This is a genomic window from Burkholderiales bacterium, assembly GCA_015075645.1.
Classification (GTDB): Bacteria; Pseudomonadota; Gammaproteobacteria; order Burkholderiales; family Casimicrobiaceae; genus VBCG01.
This window is the reverse complement of sequence record JABTUF010000002.1, coordinates 467553-485121: the sequence shown is the minus strand read 5'-3', so window position 1 is coordinate 485121 and position 17569 is coordinate 467553. Positions and strand designations below refer to the sequence as shown.

Annotated in this window: 18 protein-coding genes; 5 read left to right on the top strand and 13 right to left on the bottom strand. The window is 71.4% G+C overall.

Annotation, left to right across the window (positions count from 1 at the left end; translation table 11 throughout):
• Nucleotides 1-206 precede the first annotated feature (206 nt).
• Entirely contained in the window at nucleotides 207-2033 is a 1827-nt protein-coding gene (aceK, locus tag HS109_05695; protein MBE7521863.1) for a bifunctional isocitrate dehydrogenase kinase/phosphatase, read from the bottom strand.
• A 72-nt stretch (nucleotides 2034-2105) separates the two neighbouring features.
• Here aceK and HS109_05690 point away from each other — a divergent pair, with 72 nt between their 5' ends.
• A complete protein-coding gene (locus HS109_05690; GenBank protein ID MBE7521862.1) occupies nucleotides 2106-2786 on the top strand; it encodes a DUF4124 domain-containing protein in 681 nt (226 codons plus the stop codon).
• Between the two features lie 66 nt (nucleotides 2787-2852).
• On the opposite strand, the gene HS109_05685 is transcribed toward HS109_05690, so the two are convergent.
• The 4 genes from HS109_05685 to HS109_05670 all read right to left on the bottom strand — a co-directional run bounded on the left by HS109_05685 (nucleotide 2853) and on the right by HS109_05670 (nucleotide 6008).
• Nucleotides 2853-3167, bottom strand: coding sequence for a hypothetical protein (locus HS109_05685; protein MBE7521861.1), 315 nt, complete (start codon nucleotides 3165-3167; stop codon nucleotides 2853-2855).
• Nucleotides 3168-3265: 98 nt separating this feature from the next.
• Nucleotides 3266-3997 carry a zf-TFIIB domain-containing protein gene (locus tag HS109_05680; protein ID MBE7521860.1) on the bottom strand — a complete coding sequence of 244 codons (732 nt, stop codon included), beginning with the start codon at nucleotides 3995-3997 and terminating at the stop codon, nucleotides 3266-3268.
• A 20-nt stretch (nucleotides 3998-4017) separates the two neighbouring features.
• Nucleotides 4018-4914: a zinc metallopeptidase gene (locus HS109_05675; protein MBE7521859.1), complete on the bottom strand. Its 897-nt coding sequence runs from the start codon at nucleotides 4912-4914 to the stop codon at nucleotides 4018-4020.
• A gap of 128 nt (nucleotides 4915-5042) precedes the next feature.
• On the bottom strand, nucleotides 5043-6008 hold the full coding sequence (locus HS109_05670; protein ID MBE7521858.1) for an NAD(P)-dependent alcohol dehydrogenase: 966 nt from the start codon (nucleotides 6006-6008) through the stop codon (nucleotides 5043-5045).
• Nucleotides 6009-6212: 204 nt separating this feature from the next.
• On the opposite strand from HS109_05670, the gene HS109_05665 reads away from it, so the two are divergent.
• Nucleotides 6213-6917: a transposase gene (locus HS109_05665; GenBank protein MBE7521857.1), complete on the top strand. Its 705-nt coding sequence runs from the start codon at nucleotides 6213-6215 to the stop codon at nucleotides 6915-6917.
• Here HS109_05665 and HS109_05660 read toward each other — a convergent pair.
• Nucleotides 6904-7860, bottom strand: coding sequence for a LysR family transcriptional regulator (locus HS109_05660; protein MBE7521856.1), 957 nt, complete (start codon nucleotides 7858-7860; stop codon nucleotides 6904-6906). The genes HS109_05665 and HS109_05660 overlap by 14 nt on opposite strands.
• 178 nt (nucleotides 7861-8038) lie before the next feature.
• Between HS109_05660 and HS109_05655 the strand changes: the two genes are divergently transcribed.
• Complete coding sequence (locus tag HS109_05655; protein ID MBE7521855.1) at nucleotides 8039-8296, top strand: hypothetical protein; 258 nt, start codon at nucleotides 8039-8041, stop codon at nucleotides 8294-8296.
• A gap of 116 nt (nucleotides 8297-8412) precedes the next feature.
• On the opposite strand, the gene HS109_05650 is transcribed toward HS109_05655, so the two are convergent.
• From HS109_05650 to HS109_05620, 7 genes are all read right to left on the bottom strand, one after another.
• On the bottom strand, nucleotides 8413-9516 hold the full coding sequence (locus HS109_05650; protein MBE7521854.1) for an enterochelin esterase: 1104 nt from the start codon (nucleotides 9514-9516) through the stop codon (nucleotides 8413-8415).
• 130 nt (nucleotides 9517-9646) lie between these two features.
• Nucleotides 9647-10198 (bottom strand): carboxymuconolactone decarboxylase family protein, encoded by a 552-nt coding sequence (locus tag HS109_05645; GenBank protein MBE7521853.1) that lies wholly within the window; start codon nucleotides 10196-10198, stop codon nucleotides 9647-9649.
• 110 nt (nucleotides 10199-10308) lie between these two features.
• The gene (locus HS109_05640) at nucleotides 10309-10857 is read right to left on the bottom strand and encodes a peroxiredoxin (protein ID MBE7521852.1); all 549 of its coding nucleotides are present in this window, start codon (nucleotides 10855-10857) and stop codon (nucleotides 10309-10311) included.
• Between the two features lie 194 nt (nucleotides 10858-11051).
• Nucleotides 11052-11531 carry an SET domain-containing protein-lysine N-methyltransferase gene (locus HS109_05635; GenBank protein MBE7521851.1) on the bottom strand — a complete coding sequence of 160 codons (480 nt, stop codon included), beginning with the start codon at nucleotides 11529-11531 and terminating at the stop codon, nucleotides 11052-11054.
• Between the two features lie 33 nt (nucleotides 11532-11564).
• Nucleotides 11565-13253, bottom strand: a complete 1689-nt coding sequence (locus HS109_05630; protein MBE7521850.1) for a hypothetical protein — start codon at nucleotides 13251-13253, stop codon at nucleotides 11565-11567.
• A 13-nt stretch (nucleotides 13254-13266) separates the two neighbouring features.
• Nucleotides 13267-14037: a hypothetical protein gene (locus HS109_05625; protein ID MBE7521849.1), complete on the bottom strand. Its 771-nt coding sequence runs from the start codon at nucleotides 14035-14037 to the stop codon at nucleotides 13267-13269.
• Between the two features lie 25 nt (nucleotides 14038-14062).
• Nucleotides 14063-15010 carry an AEC family transporter gene (locus tag HS109_05620; protein MBE7521848.1) on the bottom strand — a complete coding sequence of 316 codons (948 nt, stop codon included), beginning with the start codon at nucleotides 15008-15010 and terminating at the stop codon, nucleotides 14063-14065.
• A gap of 109 nt (nucleotides 15011-15119) precedes the next feature.
• Between HS109_05620 and HS109_05615 the strand changes: the two genes are divergently transcribed.
• Together HS109_05615 and HS109_05610 are read left to right on the top strand one after the other, a co-directional pair.
• Nucleotides 15120-15893 (top strand): hypothetical protein, encoded by a 774-nt coding sequence (locus tag HS109_05615; GenBank protein MBE7521847.1) that lies wholly within the window; start codon nucleotides 15120-15122, stop codon nucleotides 15891-15893.
• Between the two features lie 31 nt (nucleotides 15894-15924).
• A complete protein-coding gene (locus HS109_05610) occupies nucleotides 15925-17553 on the top strand; it encodes a GGDEF domain-containing protein (protein ID MBE7521846.1) in 1629 nt (542 codons plus the stop codon).
• Nucleotides 17554-17569: the final 16 nt, after the last annotated feature.

Below are 17569 nucleotides of genomic sequence, written 5' to 3'. Positions count from 1 at the left end.
GCGCGTGGTTCCGGATCGGGTCCGGACCTGCGGCGAAGTATGGGTACGCCGCCGGCGGCTTGGTGTCGCGGCCGAGGGAAGGCGGATCTCGCCCGCCGAACGGCGCAAAACGGCCGACCGGCGTCGCCGCGCAGGATGATGGCGGGACAGACCGGCTCGAACCGGCTCCACTCCATGCTCCCGGGCCCGGAGCCGATGGAGGGTCGTTACGCCGGCGCCGCGCGCGTCGCCGCTCGCGGGTGCCGCTGCGGTACGGGCGGGGCGAAGCGCACGCATTCGGGATAGGACAGCACCTCGGCGGCGCCGTGTTCGCGGATGCGCTGCTGCAGGTCGATCCACCAGCGCGCGTCGAGCAACTCGCCGTGGTGCCGCTCGAAGGCGGCGCGATTGCGCGGATCGGTGAGGAGGAAGGTGGCGAACTCCTCGGGGAAGACGTCTTTCGACCCGACGCGGTACCAGACCTCGCCCGAGAGTTCGTCGAACCCCGGCGGCGGCGGCGGGATCTTCCTGAACGTGCAGTCGGTCATGTACTCGATCTCGTCGTAGTCGTAGAACACGACTCGGCCGTAACGCGTGAGGCCGAAGTTCTTCGTGAGGAGATCGCCGGCGAAGATGTTGACCGCGGCGAGTTCGCGGATCGCCTGGCCGTACTCGGCGATCGCGCTCGCGCGCGCGGCGTCGTCCGCCCGCTCGAGCACGAGATTCAGAGGGAGGAGCCGTCGCTCGATGTAGAGGTGCCGGATGCGCACCCAGTCGCCCTGTTCCTCGACCTGCGACGGCGCGAGGTCGCGCAACTCGTCCAGGAGCGCGGGATCGAAGCGCGACCGCGGCAGCATCACGTTCGAGTACTCGAGGATGTCGGTCATCCGCCCCGCGCGGTCGTGGTGCTTCACCAGCGCGTACTTCTGCTTCACCCGCGCGCGGTCGGTGTCCTTCGACGCGGCGATCCGGTCCTTGATCACCTTGAACACGTACGGATACGAGGGCAGCGTGAACACCGACATCACGAGGCCGCGGATGCCCGGCGCGTTCTCGAAGCGGTCGGTCGAATGCCGGAGATGCGCGAGGAAGTCGCGGAAGAAGAGCGTCTTGCCGTGCTTCTGCAGGCCGACGATCGTGTAGAGCTCGGCGGCGGTCTTGTCCGGCAGGATCGAGCGCAGGAACTCCACCGTGGCCGACGGCACCTCCATGTCGACCAGGAAGTAGGCGCGGTTGGCGGAGAACAAGAGCGCGAGTTCCGCCGGGTCGGAGAGGACCGCGTCGACGTAGAGGTCGCCGCCGGGCGCGTGGCGGATCGCGACCGCGAACGGCAGCACGTGGGTGCCGTTGACGACGCGTCCGACCACGTAGGCCGAGTGATTGCGGAAGAACAGGCCCGAGAGCGCCTGGATCTGGAAGTTCGCGTCGAGGCGGAGCGGGCGCGGCAGCCTGCGGCGGAACGCGGCGAGGAGGTTCGCGAGGTCGCGGCGGAAGTCGCAGAACCGCCGCTCGAGCCGGAAGTCGAGCACGAGGTCGATGACCGCCCCGCGCAGTCCACGCTCGCGCGGATAGTACGAGCGGTAGGCGGGGAGGTCCGCGTCGAGGTACTCGGTCGCGACCGCGGGACGCACGAACATCACGCGGTTGTGGAAGTAGTCGCGGTCGAGGAGCTTGCAGGAAACGGTGTTGAAGAAGGTCTCGGCGCACTCGGGCTGGCGGTGCTCGGCGAGCATCGCGACATAGCGGGGCTTGATCCGCGCCCAAAGGGCCTCGGCGCCGGCGCCCTCGATCCCGACGTCCGCGAACTCGCGACGCAATCGCTCGGCGGTCTCGGCGACGCGCCGGTCGTAGAAGTCGATGCGGTCGCGCGCGACGTGGCCGATCGCGAGGAAGTGCCCGGCCTCGAAATGGCGCTTCGCGGCACGTGCGCACTCGCGGAACAGCGCGTAGTGTTTGTCGAACCCCGCGAGCAGGGCTTGCGCGATGGCCTGTGCCGGGTCGCCGGCGTTCGCGCGCTCGGCGGTGGCGGCGTCCTCCGGGCGTGGGGGTCGCATGACGGGTCGGCGGGTTGCTGCGCAGCATCATACCGCGCGCCGGCCGCGGCCTTCGCGGGCTATGATCGGCGGATGATCTCGCGCCGTGGATGCCTCGCCGTCGCGTTCGCCGCAGCCCTGCCGGTCCAGGCGCAGGTCTACAGGTGCGTCGACGCCGAGGGGCGCACCACCTACCAGCAGGCGCCCTGTGCCGGAGCGGCGAAAGGCGCGCGCGTCGAGATCACGCGCGACAACGGCGTGGCGACCGATTCGCCGGAACTCGAGGCGAAGTGGGCGGCGGCCGCGAAGGCCGGCGAGGTTCCGGCCGGGATGCCCAAGCGGTACGTGCAACTGGCCAGGGGCGCGCCCGCGGAGACGCGGGCCGGACTCCCCGGCGAGCGGGCGAGCGAGGTCTGGATCTACCGCAATCCCGACGGCATCCGCCGCGTGGGGTTTCTCGACGGCCGGATGGTCTGGGAGCGCGGCGATGCGCCCCAGGCCGGGTCTGGCGATGCGGCGGTGCCCGAAGGTGCGGTCCCCGGATCGAAGCCCCCGATCGAGGCAGGCCAGGATTGCGCGACCGCCATGGCGATCGCCGGCACGCCGGAACGCAGCGAGGCGGTCCTGCTGCCGTCGAAGGGTCGAGACGGTCGCCCGATCACGGCGCCGGGCATGCGCCACGTGTTCGAGAGCGACGGCGGAAGTCCGCCGCGGCGCATGGCGATCGTGTGCCTCGACGGCACCGTGATGGAGGTCCAGCGGCCGCCGCGCTGAACGCGCGACGCGGCGTCAGAGGTCGTGCACGAATCCGGCGGAGACGCGGGGAACGTTCACCGCGTCTCAGTCCTGCATCGACTTGACGATGTCGTTGTATTCCTTGACGCTCGTGTTGAACTCGGCGACCGCGGCGTTCGCGGCCTTCGCGTTGACGTCGATCACCGCGTTGCGCTCGCCGACGTAGGCCTTGAGGCACTCGGTGTAGTCCTTGTAGTCGGCGGACCAGCGCCGGATCTTCGCGTCGACCGCGGACTTGCCGGGAAAGTCGGGCTTGACGCAGCCGTGCGGCGGCACCGTGGGGGCCGGCGGCGGCGATTGCGCGAATGCGGTCGAGGCGAGCATCGCGGCGAGCGCGAGCGGGAAGCGGGAACGGGTCATGACGGCACCGGGGCGGTCGGCGGAAGGCGAATTGTACCGCCCCCTCGTGGCGCGGCCCCGGGTTGGCGTGTCGACGTCGCCCTGCGGCGACCGGAAGATCACTTCGAGCCGAACAGCAGATCGAGCGCCGTGGCGCCGAACTCGATCGCCGCGACGATCGCGTCGGCGGACTGCCGGCCCGCCGTCGTCTCGGGACGCCGCGATGCGAGCCGCTCCGCCGCCATCAGCGCGTCGGCCATCGCGTGCGGGTCGATGCGATGGCGCCTCGCTTCTGCGTCGGTGAGCGAGGCGATCGTGCGCGACAGCGCGTCGGGATCGAGCACCGCGACCGGAGCGCGGCAATAGCGGCACGCGGTGTCCGCTGCGAGGTCGATCGCGGCGCCGCAGCCGGTGCAGCGGATCGCGCCGACCGCGGACTTCAGCCGTTCGACCTCCCCGCGCGGCAGCGGCCGGACGAAGTCCTTCTCGAGCAGGAATTGCGCGAACGGCGTGAAGCGGCCGTGGCCGCGGCCGCAGCGGAAGTAGGAGAAGCGCGTCGTGCGTTGCAGGTCGCGGACGAGCGAGAGCGCGCCGCTGCAGCGCGGGCAGGCGAGATGCGCGGCGAGCGCGCGCACCGCTTCGCGCTCGGCGTCGTGGATCGCGCGCAGCAGGTCGAGCGTCGCGCCCGGCGTGAGCTGGACGCTTTCGTAGCCGTCGAACCACAGCGCCCGGCACGCGACGCAGAAATCGACCGACGCCTCGCCGGCCGGTTTGCGCGCGACCTTGCGGACCGCCATCGCCTCGCCGCAGGACGGGCAGGGCGAGGCCATCGGCGCGAGCGCGTCGCGCACGCCTGTGCGCCTTTCGGGCCTCAGGGCTGCGCGACCGCGAAGGTGTCGCAGCCGCGCGGATCCCCGCTCGCGAGTCCGGTCCGAAACCAGCGCATCCGCTGCTCGGCGGTCCCGTGGTTCATCGCGTCGGGCACGACGTAGCCTTGCGTGCGCTTCATGATCGTGTCGTCGCCGACCGCGGCGGCGGCGCGCAGGCCCTCCTCGAGGTCGCCCGGCTCGAGCAGGTTGCGCTTCTGCGCGAAGTAGCCCCAGACGCCGGCGTAGCAGTCCGCCTGCAGTTCGAGCCGGATCGACAGCGCGTTGCGCCGCCGCTCGTCGAGACCCTGCGACTGGCGGTCGAACCTCTGCATCGTGCCGGTCACGTTCTGCACGTGGTGCCCGACCTCGTGCGCGATCACGTAGGCCTGGGCGAAGTCGCCCGGGGCGCCGAACCGGCGCGACAGCTCGTCGAAGAAGCTCGTGTCGAGGTAGACGCGCTGGTCGGCCGGGCAGTAGAACGGGCCCGCGGCGGAGGTCGCGTTGCCGCAGCCGGAGCGCACCGCGCCGCGATAGAGCGTGAGCGTGGTCGGCGGGTAGCGGTCGCTGCCCATCGCCTTGAAGAGCGCGCCCCACACGTCCTCGGTGTCGCCGATCACGCGGGCCGAGAAGTCCTTGCGCGTGTCGGCGGGCGCGGCGGGCGCGCCCGGGGCAGGGGCAGGCGCCGGACGCTGCGCGGTCGGCGGGACACCGATATCCTGGCCCGCCATGCCGAGGAACTGCAGCGGATTGACGCCGAACACGAGACCGAGGATCACGAGGAGGACGAGCGTCCCGCCGCCGAGCTTCATGCCTCCGCCGAGCGGCAACCGGCCGCCGCCGCCGGACATGCCGCCGCGGTCCTCCACGTTGTCGCTTCGACGCATGTCGCCCCAACGCATGGCACGCTCCCTCGAGTCTGCGATCCGCCGCGGTCGCGCCTGCGCCGCGCGCGGCTCCGCCGAGAGGATACGCCATCCGGATGCGCGGCCTTCGCGCGGGCATGCGCCCCGCGCACCGCGCGATCGGATCAGCGCGAAGGATCGACGACGATCTTGCCGCGGCCGTGGCCGGCTTCGAGTTCGCGATGCGCGACGGCGACCTCCGCGAGGCCGATCGTCGCGCGGACGTGCGGGACCAGCACGCGTTCTCCGGCGAGTCGGGCGAGCCGCCGCCACGCGGCCGCGCCGCCTTTCAACGCGAGCGCGACGACGCGCTGGCGGCCGGCGAGTCGCGCAGCGAGCGTGTCGCGGATCGTCGCCGCCGCGGCACCCGCGTCGCCGCAGGTGTTGAGGTAGATCCCGTCAGGCGCGAGGTGTCCGCGCATCGTGCGCCAGTTCGAGCGGCCGGCCGCGTCGAGGACCACGTCCCAGGTCGCGCCTCCGCGGGCGACGTCCTCGCGCGTGTAGTCGAGCACGTCGTCCGCGCCGAGCGATGCGACGAACGCGACGTTGGTCGGCCCGCAGGTCGCGGTGACGTGGGCGCCGACGTGGTTCGCGAACTGGACCGCGAAATGGCCGACGCCGCCCGCCGCGCCGATCACCAGCACGCGCATGCCCGGAGCGAGCGAGGCGTGGTCGGCGAGGGCCTGGACGGCCGTTCCCGCGGCGATCGGCAACGTTGCCGCCACGCTGTCCGTCACATCATCGGGCATCGGCGCCATCCGGCCGGTCGCGACACAGACGAATTCGGCGCAGGTGCCCGCGCGCCGGAACGGCGAGAGCGAGCCGAACACGCGCATGCCGGGAAAGAACCCGGCGGTATCGCCGCCGGTCGCCACGATTTCGCCCGCGAAGTCGACGCCGGTGCCGCGCGGCGGGCGGTCGACGGTGGGCAGGAGACGCAGGTGCCCCGCGCGAATCTTCGCGTCGAGCGGATTCACGCTCGCGGCGCAGAGGCGCACCTTGACCTCGCCCGCGCGCGGCGCGGGCTCATCGGCTTGGGCGAGTTCGAGGACCTCCGGCGGGCCGTAACGGCGGTAGACGACGGAGCGCATGGTTGGAAATCAAAGGGGTCAGACTCGATTGAAAGTCTGCGGGCACCTGTCGCCCCGCGCAACCCGGGAGACTGCATTGCGCGCCCCGGGTCCCGCGCACTTCGGGCGCAAAGCGCGTCTGCGTCTGATCGTGCATGGTCGACAGGTCCGATCTCGGCCGCATGGCTGATCGCGCGACAAGTGCCGCCCAATCAGCATGCGGACATGCCTCGCCTTCCCCGATTCTTCGTTCCCGGCGTGCCTTTGCACGTCATCCAACGCGGGAACGACCGCCAGCCCACCTTCCTCGACGCCGACGACCTCACGTACTTCCGCAATCGTTTGCTCGACGCGTGCCGCCGGCACACCGTCTCCGTTCACTCCTACGTGCTCATGGCCAACCATTTCCACCTGCTGGTGACCCCCGACGATCCGGCCGGCGTCCCGCGCACGATGCAAGCCGTCGGCCGCGTGTACGTGCAATGGTTCAATCGCCGCCATCGTCGCACCGGGACACTATGGGAAGGCCGCTACAAGGCCGCAATCGTCGATGACGAGCGCTATCTGATCACCTGCATGCGCTATATCGAACTCAATCCCGTCCGTGCCCGGATCGTGGACCGTCCAAGAGCCTATCGCTGGTCAAGTTTCGCCGCCAATGCCTTTGGCGACACCGACGAACTCCTCACGCCTCACCCTGTCTATCATGCGCTGGGCTCGAGCGACGACGCGCGCCAGGCGGCATACCGTGACCTGTTTCGCGCTGCCATTCCGTTGGCGGAACTGGATCTCATTCGCGACGCGACGCAACACGCATGGGCGCTCGGCCGTGCGGGCTTTCTCGCCAGGGTCGACGCCTCGGGCCGGAGGCCTTCACGGTTGCCGCGAGGTGGCGCCAGGAGGTCGGCACCGAACATCAATCGAGTCTGACCCCTTTGTTCCGAGGGCGGACGCGGGGCCGCGGCGGACGCGCGCGCGGTTCGATCGTGTGCCAGGGTGCGTCGCCGAACTTCTCGATCAGATAGTCGATCATCGCGCCGACCTTCGGTGGTCGCTGCCTCGCCCACGGATAGATGGCGTGCACCGGAACCGGTTCGGCGACGTGGCGATCGGCGAAAAGCGGCACGAGCCGCCCGGCGCGAAGCGATGGCCCGACGATGACGTCGGGCAGCCGCACGAGTCCCAGGCCGAGCAGCGCGAGTTCGAGCAGCGTCTCCGCGTTGTTCGCGGTGACACGCCCGCGGCCGCGCACGTCGATCTCGGTGCGCTTCCCGCCGATCGAGAACGGCCAGCGCGCGAGTTCCGGCGCATCGGCGAGCGTCAGGCACTCGTGGTCGTCGAGGCGCGCCGGATCGGTGGGCAGGCCGGCGCGCGCGATGTAGGCGGGCGAGGCGCAGATGACGCGCTCGACGTCGCAGATCCTGCGCGCCACGAGCGCCGCGTCTGCCACCGGTCCGAGCCGGATCGCGAGGTCGGCGCCGGACTCGGCCGGATCCTGCGCGCGCTCGCCCATCACGAGGTCGAGTTCGATCTCCGGATAGCGCGACAGGAACTCAGGCAGCGAAGGCACGAGTGCGTAGGTGCCGAACGAGAGGCCGACGACGAGCCGCAGCCGCCCCGCCGGACGGCCGCCATGATGCATCGCTTCGTTGTCCGCCTCCCGGACGGCCTCCACGATGCGACGGGCGCGCTCGAGGTACGCCTCGCCCTCGGCGGTCGGGCGAAGCCGCCGCGTCGTCCGGTGCAGGAGCTTGACACCGAGCCGATGCTCGAGCTTCGCCACGATCTTGGACAACGCGGAGGGCGACATCCCCAACTCCCGGGCGGCCGGTGCGAATCCGCCCCGGTCGACCGCGCGAAGCAGGGCGTCCATGGCGAAAACCGTGTCCAATGTTCAGTTGCGTATTCGTGCCAAAGTGGCACGAATCAGTTTCCAGTAAAACAGATTGTGTGTCAACGAGTTGGCAATCATCATTGACGGTGCCGGATCGACCCGATCCGGCGTCGGAACGCCCCCGCAGGGGCGGACTGGACCCAGGAGGTCTGGCACCATGAACGAACTCGACCGTCGCCTCTCCCACCTTCCCGCGCACGACAGGTTGCTCGCCGAGGCCCAGTTGGCCCGCGCCGAAGCCCTCGCCGACGCGGCAGGCGCGTTCGCGACCTGGCTGCGCAAGCTGGTGCGCACCGTCAGCTCGCCCCTCGCGGCGCGCGCCGGCGCGTACACCGACGGCCGCACCCGCCGCTGGCCGCACGACGGCCGCACGCCGGAAACCGTCGAGTTTCCGTCGATCGGACTGCAGCACTGAACATCGGAATCCCGAAAGGACGGCGTCGGCCGGGTCCCGGCTGACCTGACGCATGCGGCTGCGCCGCGTGCCCCGTGCAGTCCCGCTCCGGCGGCGGGCGGGTTCGCCGTCGAGCGCTACCGGATGGCCCGGTAGAGGAACGGCAGGCTCGTGTCCATCCGGTAGTCGATCGACGAGTGGGTGTCGTCGAATTCCTCGTACACGTGCCGGATGCCGTGGCGCGACAACGCGCGCGAGAGGAGCCGCGCGCCGTAGTGCAGGTGGTACTGGTCGCGCCATCCGCAGTCGACCCAGATCGCCTTCAGCGAGCGCAGCTCCTTGACGTGATGCGCGACCATCTCCACCGGATCGTGGGCCTTCCAGCGCCGCCAGCGCGCGGGAATCAGTTCGCCGGTCTCGAGGTTGACCGGCAGGCGGAATCCGAGCTTGTCGCGCGGGACCGGATCGTAGGTCGCCGCCATCGCGAGCATCATCAGCGCGTGCACCTCGCCGTCGGTGACCTTGTCCTTCGCCCACATCGCGTCGAGGAAGCGGCGGATGCGGCCGTCGTCGCGGCCGTCCGCGACCTGCGCGACGCGCGCCATCGCGGCGCGCCCGGCCCGGCGTTTCGGCATCCGGTAGCGGTCGAGTTCGTTCAGCGTGCGCGGCAGGTCGGTGTAGTAACAGAACTCGAACATCGCGTCGCCCGAATGGTCGGCGACCGCCGCCCAGGTCTGCGGGTAACGCATGCCGTGGACGATCGCGCCGTAGCCGCCTGAGGACTTGCCGAAGCAGGCGCGGTGCTCGCGCGACGCGAGCGTGCGGAACTCCCGGTCGACGAACGGCACCAGTTCGCGCGTCAGGTAGTCGGCGTAGCGGCCGATCGCCGGCGAGTTCACGTACTGGTTGCCGCCGAGGCTCGTGAAACAGTCGGGGAACACGACGATCGCCGGCCCCATCTTCGCGTCGCGGACCAGGCGCGCGAGACGCTCCGGCACGTTCTCGTCGAACGGGCGCCAGTTGACGTGCGAGAGTCCCGACCCGGTGAAGCCCACGAGGTCGAACAGCACCGGATAGCGGCGTCCGCGGCCGCGCGTGGCGCCTTCGTCGTAGCCGGGCGGGAGCCACACCGGCAGGCGCCGGACGTGCGGATCGCCGAGCGGATTGTCGGCGAGCACGCGGGAGCGATGCTCGACGACGACGAGCCGGCCGGCCGGCACGGTGGGAGACTTTCGGGCCATCGTGGGCTTTCGTGACGCGGCAGGCGCCGCGGGCGTGCGGATTGTGACGACGCGCGGCCGCGCGCGCAATCCGGGCCGATCGGGCGGCGCGCGACACCCCTCGAGCCGGGCGTCGCGTGCCGGGGGAACGTCAGGCCGCGACGGCCTCGGCGCGCTTGGCCTGCGGAGCCACCTCGAGGGCCAACGCGGCGGCGTGGACGCTCGCCGCGATCCGGCCGACGTCGCGCACCTGCTGCGTCGAGAGGCCGGATTCCTTCAGGAGCTTCGCGTGCGAGCGTATGCAGTGGGTGCACTTGCCCACGATGGAGGCGGCGAGCGCGTAGAGCTCGAACGCCACCTTGTCGACGCCACCGTGCGTCGCGTACGCGTTCATGCGCAACTCCGGGCGCATCGTCGCGAGGTCGGCGTCGTCCGCCATCTCGACGAACGGGTACCAGACGTTGTTCATGCCCATCAGCGCGGCGGCGGTCAGCGCGCCGTGCGCGTGCGTCTCGTCGAGTGCGTCGGGGCGGCGGAACGCCTCGACGAGCGCGGGGGAACGCGCCGCGTAGGCCGCGGCGAGCGCCGCCCCGACCGCGAGGCGCGGCTCGAGGCTCGAACGCGCGATCGTCGCGTCGAGGTTGAGGCGAATGTCCTTCGCCCAGTCGGGCAGCCGGGCCTTGATGTCGTTGAGCGTGTCCATGGTCGTCGTCCTCGCGGGGAATCGGGATGGGGAACGCCGCGCGCGCGGGCGCGGCACCCGCCCCCCGTGCGGGGGGGCGGGCCAGGCAGGCGCCGGAGGCCGGCGCCGCGTCAGATCGTCGAGCCGCCGACCTTGCGGTTGCAGGGGCAGAGCTCGTCGGTCTGCAGGCCGTCGAGGATCCGCAGGATCTCGTCCGGGTTGCGTCCGACGTTCAGGTTGTTGACCGACACGTGCTGGATCACGTTGTCCGGGTCGATGACGAACGTCGCGCGAAGCGCTACGCCTTCCTTCGCGTCGCGCACGCCGAGCTGGTCGACGAGCGAGCCCGGGACGTCGGCGAACTGCCAGTGGTTCAGGCTCTTCAGGTCCGCGTGGTCGCGGCGCCAGCCGAGCTTCGCGAACTCGTTGTCGGTCGAACCGCCGAGCACCACCGCGTCGCGGTCGGCGAAGTCGTTCGCGAGCTTCGCGAAGCCGACGATCTCGGTCGGGCAGACGAAGGTGAAGTCCTTCGGGTAGAAGTAGACGATCTTCCACTTGCCCGGGAACGAGGCCTCGGTGATCGTCTCGAACGCCGAGACGCCGCCCTCCTCGTGCTGGTTGAATCCGGGCTTGACGCCCATGACGGAAAACGCTTCGAGCTTCTGTCCGACGGTCTTCATGCGGCTCTCCTTCGTGCGATGGGAAACAGGACGAAGCAGAGTTTATGATCAACACTACGAGAATACAAATTGTTTATCATTATGGCGACAATAAGCCACGACTATCACCGTCGTCGTCATGATCCGCGTGCGTCGGAGGACGCGCCGGAGGCCGCGCGGAGCGGGCCGTCGCGGGAGGCGCGGGCGTGGAGGTGCTACTTGCGCGCGAGCATCGTGCCGCGACAGCGCGAGGCGCCGCAGCGGCAGGCGTAGCGCTTGCGCACGCGCGGCCCGACCGGCCCGTCGTGCTGCAACTGGTAGTCGTACGCGAGTTCCTCGCCGGCGCGGATCGTGCGTCGCGCCTCGATGAACACGCGCCCTTCGTCGTCTTCGTAGGTCTCGCAGTTCGGCGCGCAGGAGTGGTTGATCCAGCGCGCGGCGTTGCCGCGCACCGAGGCGTCGATCACGCGGCCGTCGTCGAGCGAGAACAGGAACGTGTGGTAGGGGTTGTGCGGGTCGGAGTCGGGACCCTCGCAGGCCTCTTCGTAGCTGGTGCGCCGGCCCCGGTACTCGATGATCGTCTCGCCCTTGCGGATCGTGCGCGCGGCGAACACGCCCCGGCCGTGGATCGGGGACTCGAGGACGCGCCAGGGACGGGCAGAGCGTGGTTTCCTGCTGCGGGAACGCTGCGGCATCGGTGCGAACGGCGAACGACGGACGCCGGGATTCTAGCAAAGCTCCGCGCGTCGTCGTGTCGCGAGCGTGGAGAGCGCCTGGCACAGGCGCGGCGACGCGGCGAGATTGCGCTGGAACGCGAACGTGTCGCGCGCCTTGAGATCGAGGAGGGCGGCGAGGTGGGCGCGCTCGCGGGCCGACCAGCGCGCGAGCGAAGGCAGTTGCGCGAGGAGCGGCGCGAAGGCGCGCCAGGCGTCGCGTTCCGGGCCGGACGCCGGCGCGCGACGTCCGAGGAGGCGTTCGGCCGCCGCGAGCGCGAAGCGCTCCGCATGAGCGAAGTCGCCGCGTCCGCGCCGTGCGAGCCAGTCGGAGGCCGCCTCGGCGAGTTCCGCCGCGTCGGGCGGCGCGGCGCCCGGCGCGAGGTCGAGGGCGATGTCGCTCGTCGTGAAGCGGCGAAGCATCGCGATCGGCGCGCGGTAGTCGCGGTCCGCGGCGAGTTTGGCGGCCTCCGCCTCCGCGAGCGCGCGGACGCGCGGCACGACCGGACGGAAGCCCAGGCGCCAGTAGAACCAGAACGCGCCCGATTCCAGCCCTTCGCGGTTGCCGGCGCCGTACTGGTACGGTTCGACGACGAAGCGCACGACGTGAAAGCGCTGCCGATAGGCGCGCAGCACCTGCGCGAACAGCCACGCGGACTCGCCGCCGCGGAACGCCGGGAACACGTTGACCCCGATCCTGCAGCCGCCGGCGAACGGCCATCCGCCGCCGTAGGCGACCGGCACGCCGTTGCGGTAGAGCCCGAAGCCCACGTGCGCATCGTAGGCGCCCGCGCGATCGGGCGACGGGGCGTGCAGCGCGATGACGAGTCCGCGACCGAGCGCGTGGAGTTCGCTGTCCCGTGCGCTCGTCGTCGCCATCGCATCGGTTTCGCGGCCGAGGACCGCGATCGCGCCGCGGCTCGCGTCGAGCGCGGCCTCCCGCTCGCGCAGGGACGCTCCGCGCGGCGTCGCGAGCGGGGTTTCGAGCGTTGCCGCCACGTCGGGGTCGCGTACGAGGCGCGTCACGCAGAACGGTCGGCGCGAGGGGCCGCGCAGGAAGGTCCGCGAGAGCGGTGAATCGGCGAGGTCGAGCCTCGTCGAGGCGCCGATCGCCTCGAACAGCTGGTCGCGGTGGGCGGCGGGCGCGTCGAGGGCATCGAAGACGCGCACGAGCCACGCGAGTCGATCTCCTCCCGGCGCGAACGCGGTGGCGATCTCGTTGCCGTCGAGATGACCGCCCGAGGCGATGTCGGCCTGCGCGGGCGGCAGCGCGGCCGCGATCGCCTCTCCGAGCGCCATCGGTTCGTCGTCGACCGCATCGAGCACCGCGCGGCCCGGATGGCGCGCGACGAGCCAGCGGGCGAACGCGAGGCCGAAGCGCGCCTCCACTCGCGTCCACGCGATGCCGGACTCGCGCAGCGCACGCCGGTCGGCGCGGCTTCCGGAGCGGCCGATCGTGCGCGCCGCGCGGGCCACGCGTTCGAGCTCGCGCTGCGCGCGGGCGTGTTCGGCGAGATTCGCCGGATGCGCGAGCACGAACAGCATGAGGTCGTGCCAGGCGACCAGCGCGTGCGCATCGGCGAACGGTGCGCGCGCGCCGCGCGCCCATGCGGATCGCCGCGCGGCGTCGTGCGGTGGCCCGAACCGCGACAGCGCGGCGCGCAACTCGCGCACCGTGTCCGACGAAAGCGGTGCGCGCGTCATCGACGCGGGGCGGCTACCGGCTGGCCGGGAGGCCGAGCGAGCGGCGCAGGTCGCCCAGCGTCGAGCCCTGCATCGACCCGGGCGGCAGGTTGAGCGTCCAGCCGGTGAGGTCCATCGTGTCGGGGACGCGCGGGCGCGTCGCGGGGAACCCGATCCGTCCGCGGTAACGGTGCCGGTATTCGTTCGCGGTGACCTTCCCGTCGGGCTTCGCGAGCCGGAACGACACGGTGAAGTCGAAGTCGACGTCCCCGCCCTTGCCCGGCGTCGCCGTGCCCCCGACGGTCCAGGGGGGACCGTAGTAGGACGACATCGCCGGCGTGCGCATCGCGACGATGCGCGCGCCGCTCGCGCGAATCGGTGTCGCCTTGCGCAGCGTCTTCGGTCCCTTCGGCAACGCCAGTTGCAGGAACGAGGCGACTTCCTGGGCGGCGAGCAGCGGATCGCTCAGGAGTTCCTGGCCCTCGCCCGGGAGCGAGCGTTCGTTCCGGTAGACGACCGTCGTGCCGTCGACCAGGAGGACGTCGGCGCGACCGCTGTACTGCGGCGTCGACTGCTCGATACGCGCGAGGATGTCGCGGCCGGCGCCGAGCGTCACCTCGTAGCGCGACGTGACCGGTCCCTGCAGGACTTCCACCTTCAGCGTCGAGAACGCGAACCACGCGCCGTCGAGGCACATCGCGCCCTTCGGCGCGGGACCGCATTCGGCGGACAGCGTTGCCGCCGCGACCGGCGGAACGGCGGACCCCAGGAGGAGCGCCGCGACAGCGAGGAAAACGGGCTTCATGGGGCGTGACGTTATCACGTCAGCCTCAGGGCGGCGCCGCGCCCAGGAGGGCGAGCACGACCGGCGTGCCGACGGCCGCCAGCGACGTCGACAGCACGAGGCCCGCTGCGACCGGGGCCTCGAGCGCGCCGAACTGGCGTGCCATCAGATAGACGTTCGCGCCGATCGGCAACGCTGCCATCGCGACGACGACCGTGGTCTCGACGCCCGGAAGGCCCACGAGCCTCGCGAGACCCCAGGCGACCGACGGCATCGCCACGAGCTTCATCGCGGTCATCGCGGCGCTGGGCCGCCAGAGCGCTCCGATCGCGTGGCCGCCGAGGCCCATGCCCAGCGCGACCAGCGACATCGGCACCGCCGCCTGCGCGAGGAGCGCGAGCGTGCGGTCGAGCCAGGCCGGAAGCGAGGCCCCGGTGAAGCCGAACGCGGTGCCCGCGAGGATGCTCGCGACGACCGGGTTGGCGACGACCGATTTCGCGGTCGCGAAAAAGGTCCCCGCCGACATCGCATTCGCGCGCGCGATCTCGACCGACACGCTCACGAGCGTCCAGAGCACGAGCGCGTTGAACACGACCACGAGGGACACCGTGGGCATCGCGGCCGTGCCGAGCGTCACCTGCATGAGCGGGATGCCGAGCAGCACCGAATTGGAGAAGGTTCCGGCCAGGCCGAACACCGACTGTTCGACGCCGTCGTGCCGGAATCCGTGGCGCGACACGAGCCGCCCGATGAAGAACACGACGAAGCAGGCGCCGAAGTACGCGAGAAGCACGCGCGGGTCGGCGCGCGGCAGCGACGGGAAATCGCTCATCAGACGGAAGAGCAGGGCAGGGATCGCGACCGCGAAGCAGAATCGCGTCAGCGCTTCGGTCGCGCTCTCCCGCCAGCGGCCGCGCCGCGCGAGCACGAAGCCCAGCGCGATCAGTGCGAACAGCGGCGCGGTCAGCGCCACGAAAGAGGCGAATGCGGTCATCGTCGGTCGGCGTGCGCATCCGATTGTCGCACTTCGGTTTCGCCTGCCCGGTTCGCATGGACCTCGCCGGTGTAGACTGCGCGGCGCTTCCACAACGACACCCGGACCCGTGGACTACCGGCGCATGCACCACGACGAACTCGACCGGCCCGAATGGGACCGGCCGCGTCCGCAGCGACCGGTGCGCCGCGTCGTGATCTGCAGCACGCCGAGGTCGGGTTCCTATCTGCTGTGCCGCCAGATGGTCAACGCGGGCCTGGGGATCCCCACCGAATACCTGCGCGCCCAGACGCGCACGGCGTTGCGGACGCGGTGGCGCGACGGGGCCCCCGGCGATGCCGGCTACCTCGACGCGGTGGAGGAACATCGCACGACCGGGAACGGCGTGTTCGCCGCGAAGCTCCAATGGCGCCAGTGCGAACAGCATCCGGCGTCGCGTGAGCGCTGGCTCGCCCGCGCGGACCTGCTGGTGTTCCTGCTGCGCGACGACCTCGCGGCACAGGCCGTGTCGTGGCAGGTTTCGCTCGCCACCGGCCTGTGGTCGTTCGACGACACGCGCGGACCGACCGAATCGCAGGTCTCGCTCGAGCCGTCGAGCATCACGCACCGGCTGGCGCGGATGCTCCGCCAGCAGAACGAGCGCTGGTCCGCGCTCCTGTCGGAGCTCGGCCGGCCGGTGCTCGTGGTGCGCTACGAAACCTATGTCCGGGCCCAGGGCGAATTGCTCCGGGACATCGCGTCCCGGCTCGGCCTGCGGCCGGACGAGTGGTCGATGCCGCCCCCCGAAGGGCGCGACAACCGCTTGCCGGCCGATGTCGAGGAGGCGCGCGCGCGCCTGCTCGACTACGTGCGTGGCGGGGCCGCGGGGCCGACGACGCGGTGACCTGGCCGCGGTCCTCGGGCACGGAGGTTGCGTGAGCGCGGTGATGGCACGCGCGCCGCCCGAGTTCTCCGGCACTCCGCTCGGCAAGGCGTTCGAGGCGCTCGCTGCCCGCCGCGTCGACGAGGCGCGCGACATCGCACTCACCGCGCACGACCTCGCGCTCGCCTGCGACGACGCCACCGTCGCGGGCTGGGCCGCGCTCGCGCTCGCGCAGGCGGACTACCACGATGCGCAGTTCGCCTCGTCGATCCGGCGCGCGCTCGACGTGCAGGCGCGCGCGGAAGCCCTGGGCGACGCGCGCCTCGGCGTCGAGGCCGCGCTCGCGCTCTCCGCCGGATTCTGGCGCATCGGCGACACCGAGACCGCCATCTCGGTCATCGAGGGTGAAGTCGAACGCGCGTTCCGGATGGGCGATCGCGAACTCCTCGCGGCGGTGCACCGCATGCTGGGGGTATCGCTCTCGGAAATCGGCGGCCATGTCGCCGGCGTCGCGACGCTCGAGCGCGCGTTCGGGTTCGCGCTCGAGTCGGGCGCCCCGCGCGCGATCTGCGAATGCGCCAACGCGCTCGGCAACGCGATCTTCGCGTCCTGCCGCGCGGCCGGGCACGAGATTCGGGTCGACGCGCTCGCGAATGCCGAGGCGATGATCCGCACCGCGCTCGACGTCGCGACCGAGGAAGGCGACCTGCCGGCGATCGCGGCGGCGGAGTCGAGCCTGGGCGCGGTGATCGTCGAACGCGGCGACTGGGTCGAGGGCCGCCTGTGGTCCAACCGCGCGCTCGACAAGACGCGGAAGTGCGGCGACCGGCTCGCCGAGGCGTACGCGTTGCTCCTCGTCGCCCAATGCGACAGGGAACTGGGCGCGATCGAGCAGGCGGTCGCCTCGCTCGAGCAGGCCTACGCGATCGGCGACGCCCAGGCGGCCAAGCCGCTGCTCTGCCGCGTACATCTGCAGATCTCGCAGACGCTCGAGCGCGCCGGGAGGCTGGCGGAAGCGCTGTCGCACTACAAGCGCCACCATGCGCTCGAGCGCGAGATCGCCGCCGACATCGGCGAGCAGCGTGCACGGATGACCTCGCTGCGCATCGATTCGGAACGGTCGCGTAGGGAGGTCGAACGCGCGCGCGCCGAGTCGCTGGCGTGGTCGGACGCCGCGGAGCGCGACGCCCTCACGGGCATCGGCAACCGGCGTGCGTTCGACCGCGCGCTCGAGAAACTGCTCGTCCGCGGCGGGACGCACTGCGCACTCGCGTTGATCGACTGCGACCGCTTCAAGGACGTGAACGACCGCGCGTCGCATCTCGCCGGCGACCGGGTGCTCCAGCGGATCGCGCGCGTGCTGACGCAGGCGTCGCGCCGCACCGACCTCGCCGCGCGCTTCGGCGGCGACGAGTTCGCCGTCGTCTTCGCCGACGCGGGGGTCGAGGCCGCGGCGGCGATCTGCGAGCGCATCCGGGTCGCGATCGAGCGTCACGCCGACGACGGCGCGCCGCCGGTGACCGTGAGCATCGGTATCGCCGGCGCGCTCGCCGACGACAGCGCCTCGTCGTTCGTCGCGCGCGCCGACGCGGCGCTCTACCGCGCCAAGGCGGACGGGCGCAACCGCGTCGCGGTCACCGCGCCTCCGGAGACTCCGGCGCCGCTGTCCTCTGCCAACTGACTCCTGACTCCCGATC

Excerpts from the sequence above, each read along its gene's own strand:
- HS109_05650 (MBE7521854.1), bottom strand. The coding sequence starts at position 9,516 with ATGGCCCGAAAGTCTCCCACCGTGCCGGCCGGCCGGCTCGTCGTCGTC.
- HS109_05660 (MBE7521856.1), bottom strand. The coding sequence starts at position 7,860 with ATGGACGCCCTGCTTCGCGCGGTCGACCGGGGCGGATTCGCACCGGCC.
- HS109_05670 (MBE7521858.1), bottom strand. The coding sequence starts at position 6,008 with ATGCGCTCCGTCGTCTACCGCCGTTACGGCCCGCCGGAGGTCCTCGAA.
- HS109_05685 (MBE7521861.1), bottom strand. The coding sequence starts at position 3,167 with ATGACCCGTTCCCGCTTCCCGCTCGCGCTCGCCGCGATGCTCGCCTCG.
- HS109_05645 (MBE7521853.1), bottom strand. The coding sequence starts at position 10,198 with ATGGACACGCTCAACGACATCAAGGCCCGGCTGCCCGACTGGGCGAAG.
- HS109_05675 (MBE7521859.1), bottom strand. The coding sequence starts at position 4,914 with ATGCGTTGGGGCGACATGCGTCGAAGCGACAACGTGGAGGACCGCGGC.
- HS109_05635 (MBE7521851.1), bottom strand. The coding sequence starts at position 11,531 with ATGCCGCAGCGTTCCCGCAGCAGGAAACCACGCTCTGCCCGTCCCTGG.
- HS109_05655 (MBE7521855.1), top strand. The coding sequence starts at position 8,039 with ATGAACGAACTCGACCGTCGCCTCTCCCACCTTCCCGCGCACGACAGG.
- HS109_05625 (MBE7521849.1), bottom strand. The coding sequence starts at position 14,037 with ATGAAGCCCGTTTTCCTCGCTGTCGCGGCGCTCCTCCTGGGGTCCGCC.
- HS109_05665 (MBE7521857.1), top strand. The coding sequence starts at position 6,213 with ATGCCTCGCCTTCCCCGATTCTTCGTTCCCGGCGTGCCTTTGCACGTC.
- HS109_05640 (MBE7521852.1), bottom strand. The coding sequence starts at position 10,857 with ATGAAGACCGTCGGACAGAAGCTCGAAGCGTTTTCCGTCATGGGCGTC.
- HS109_05630 (MBE7521850.1), bottom strand. The coding sequence starts at position 13,253 with ATGACGCGCGCACCGCTTTCGTCGGACACGGTGCGCGAGTTGCGCGCC.
- aceK (MBE7521863.1), bottom strand. The coding sequence starts at position 2,033 with ATGCGACCCCCACGCCCGGAGGACGCCGCCACCGCCGAGCGCGCGAAC.
- HS109_05620 (MBE7521848.1), bottom strand. The coding sequence starts at position 15,010 with ATGACCGCATTCGCCTCTTTCGTGGCGCTGACCGCGCCGCTGTTCGCA.
- HS109_05690 (MBE7521862.1), top strand. The coding sequence starts at position 2,106 with ATGATCTCGCGCCGTGGATGCCTCGCCGTCGCGTTCGCCGCAGCCCTG.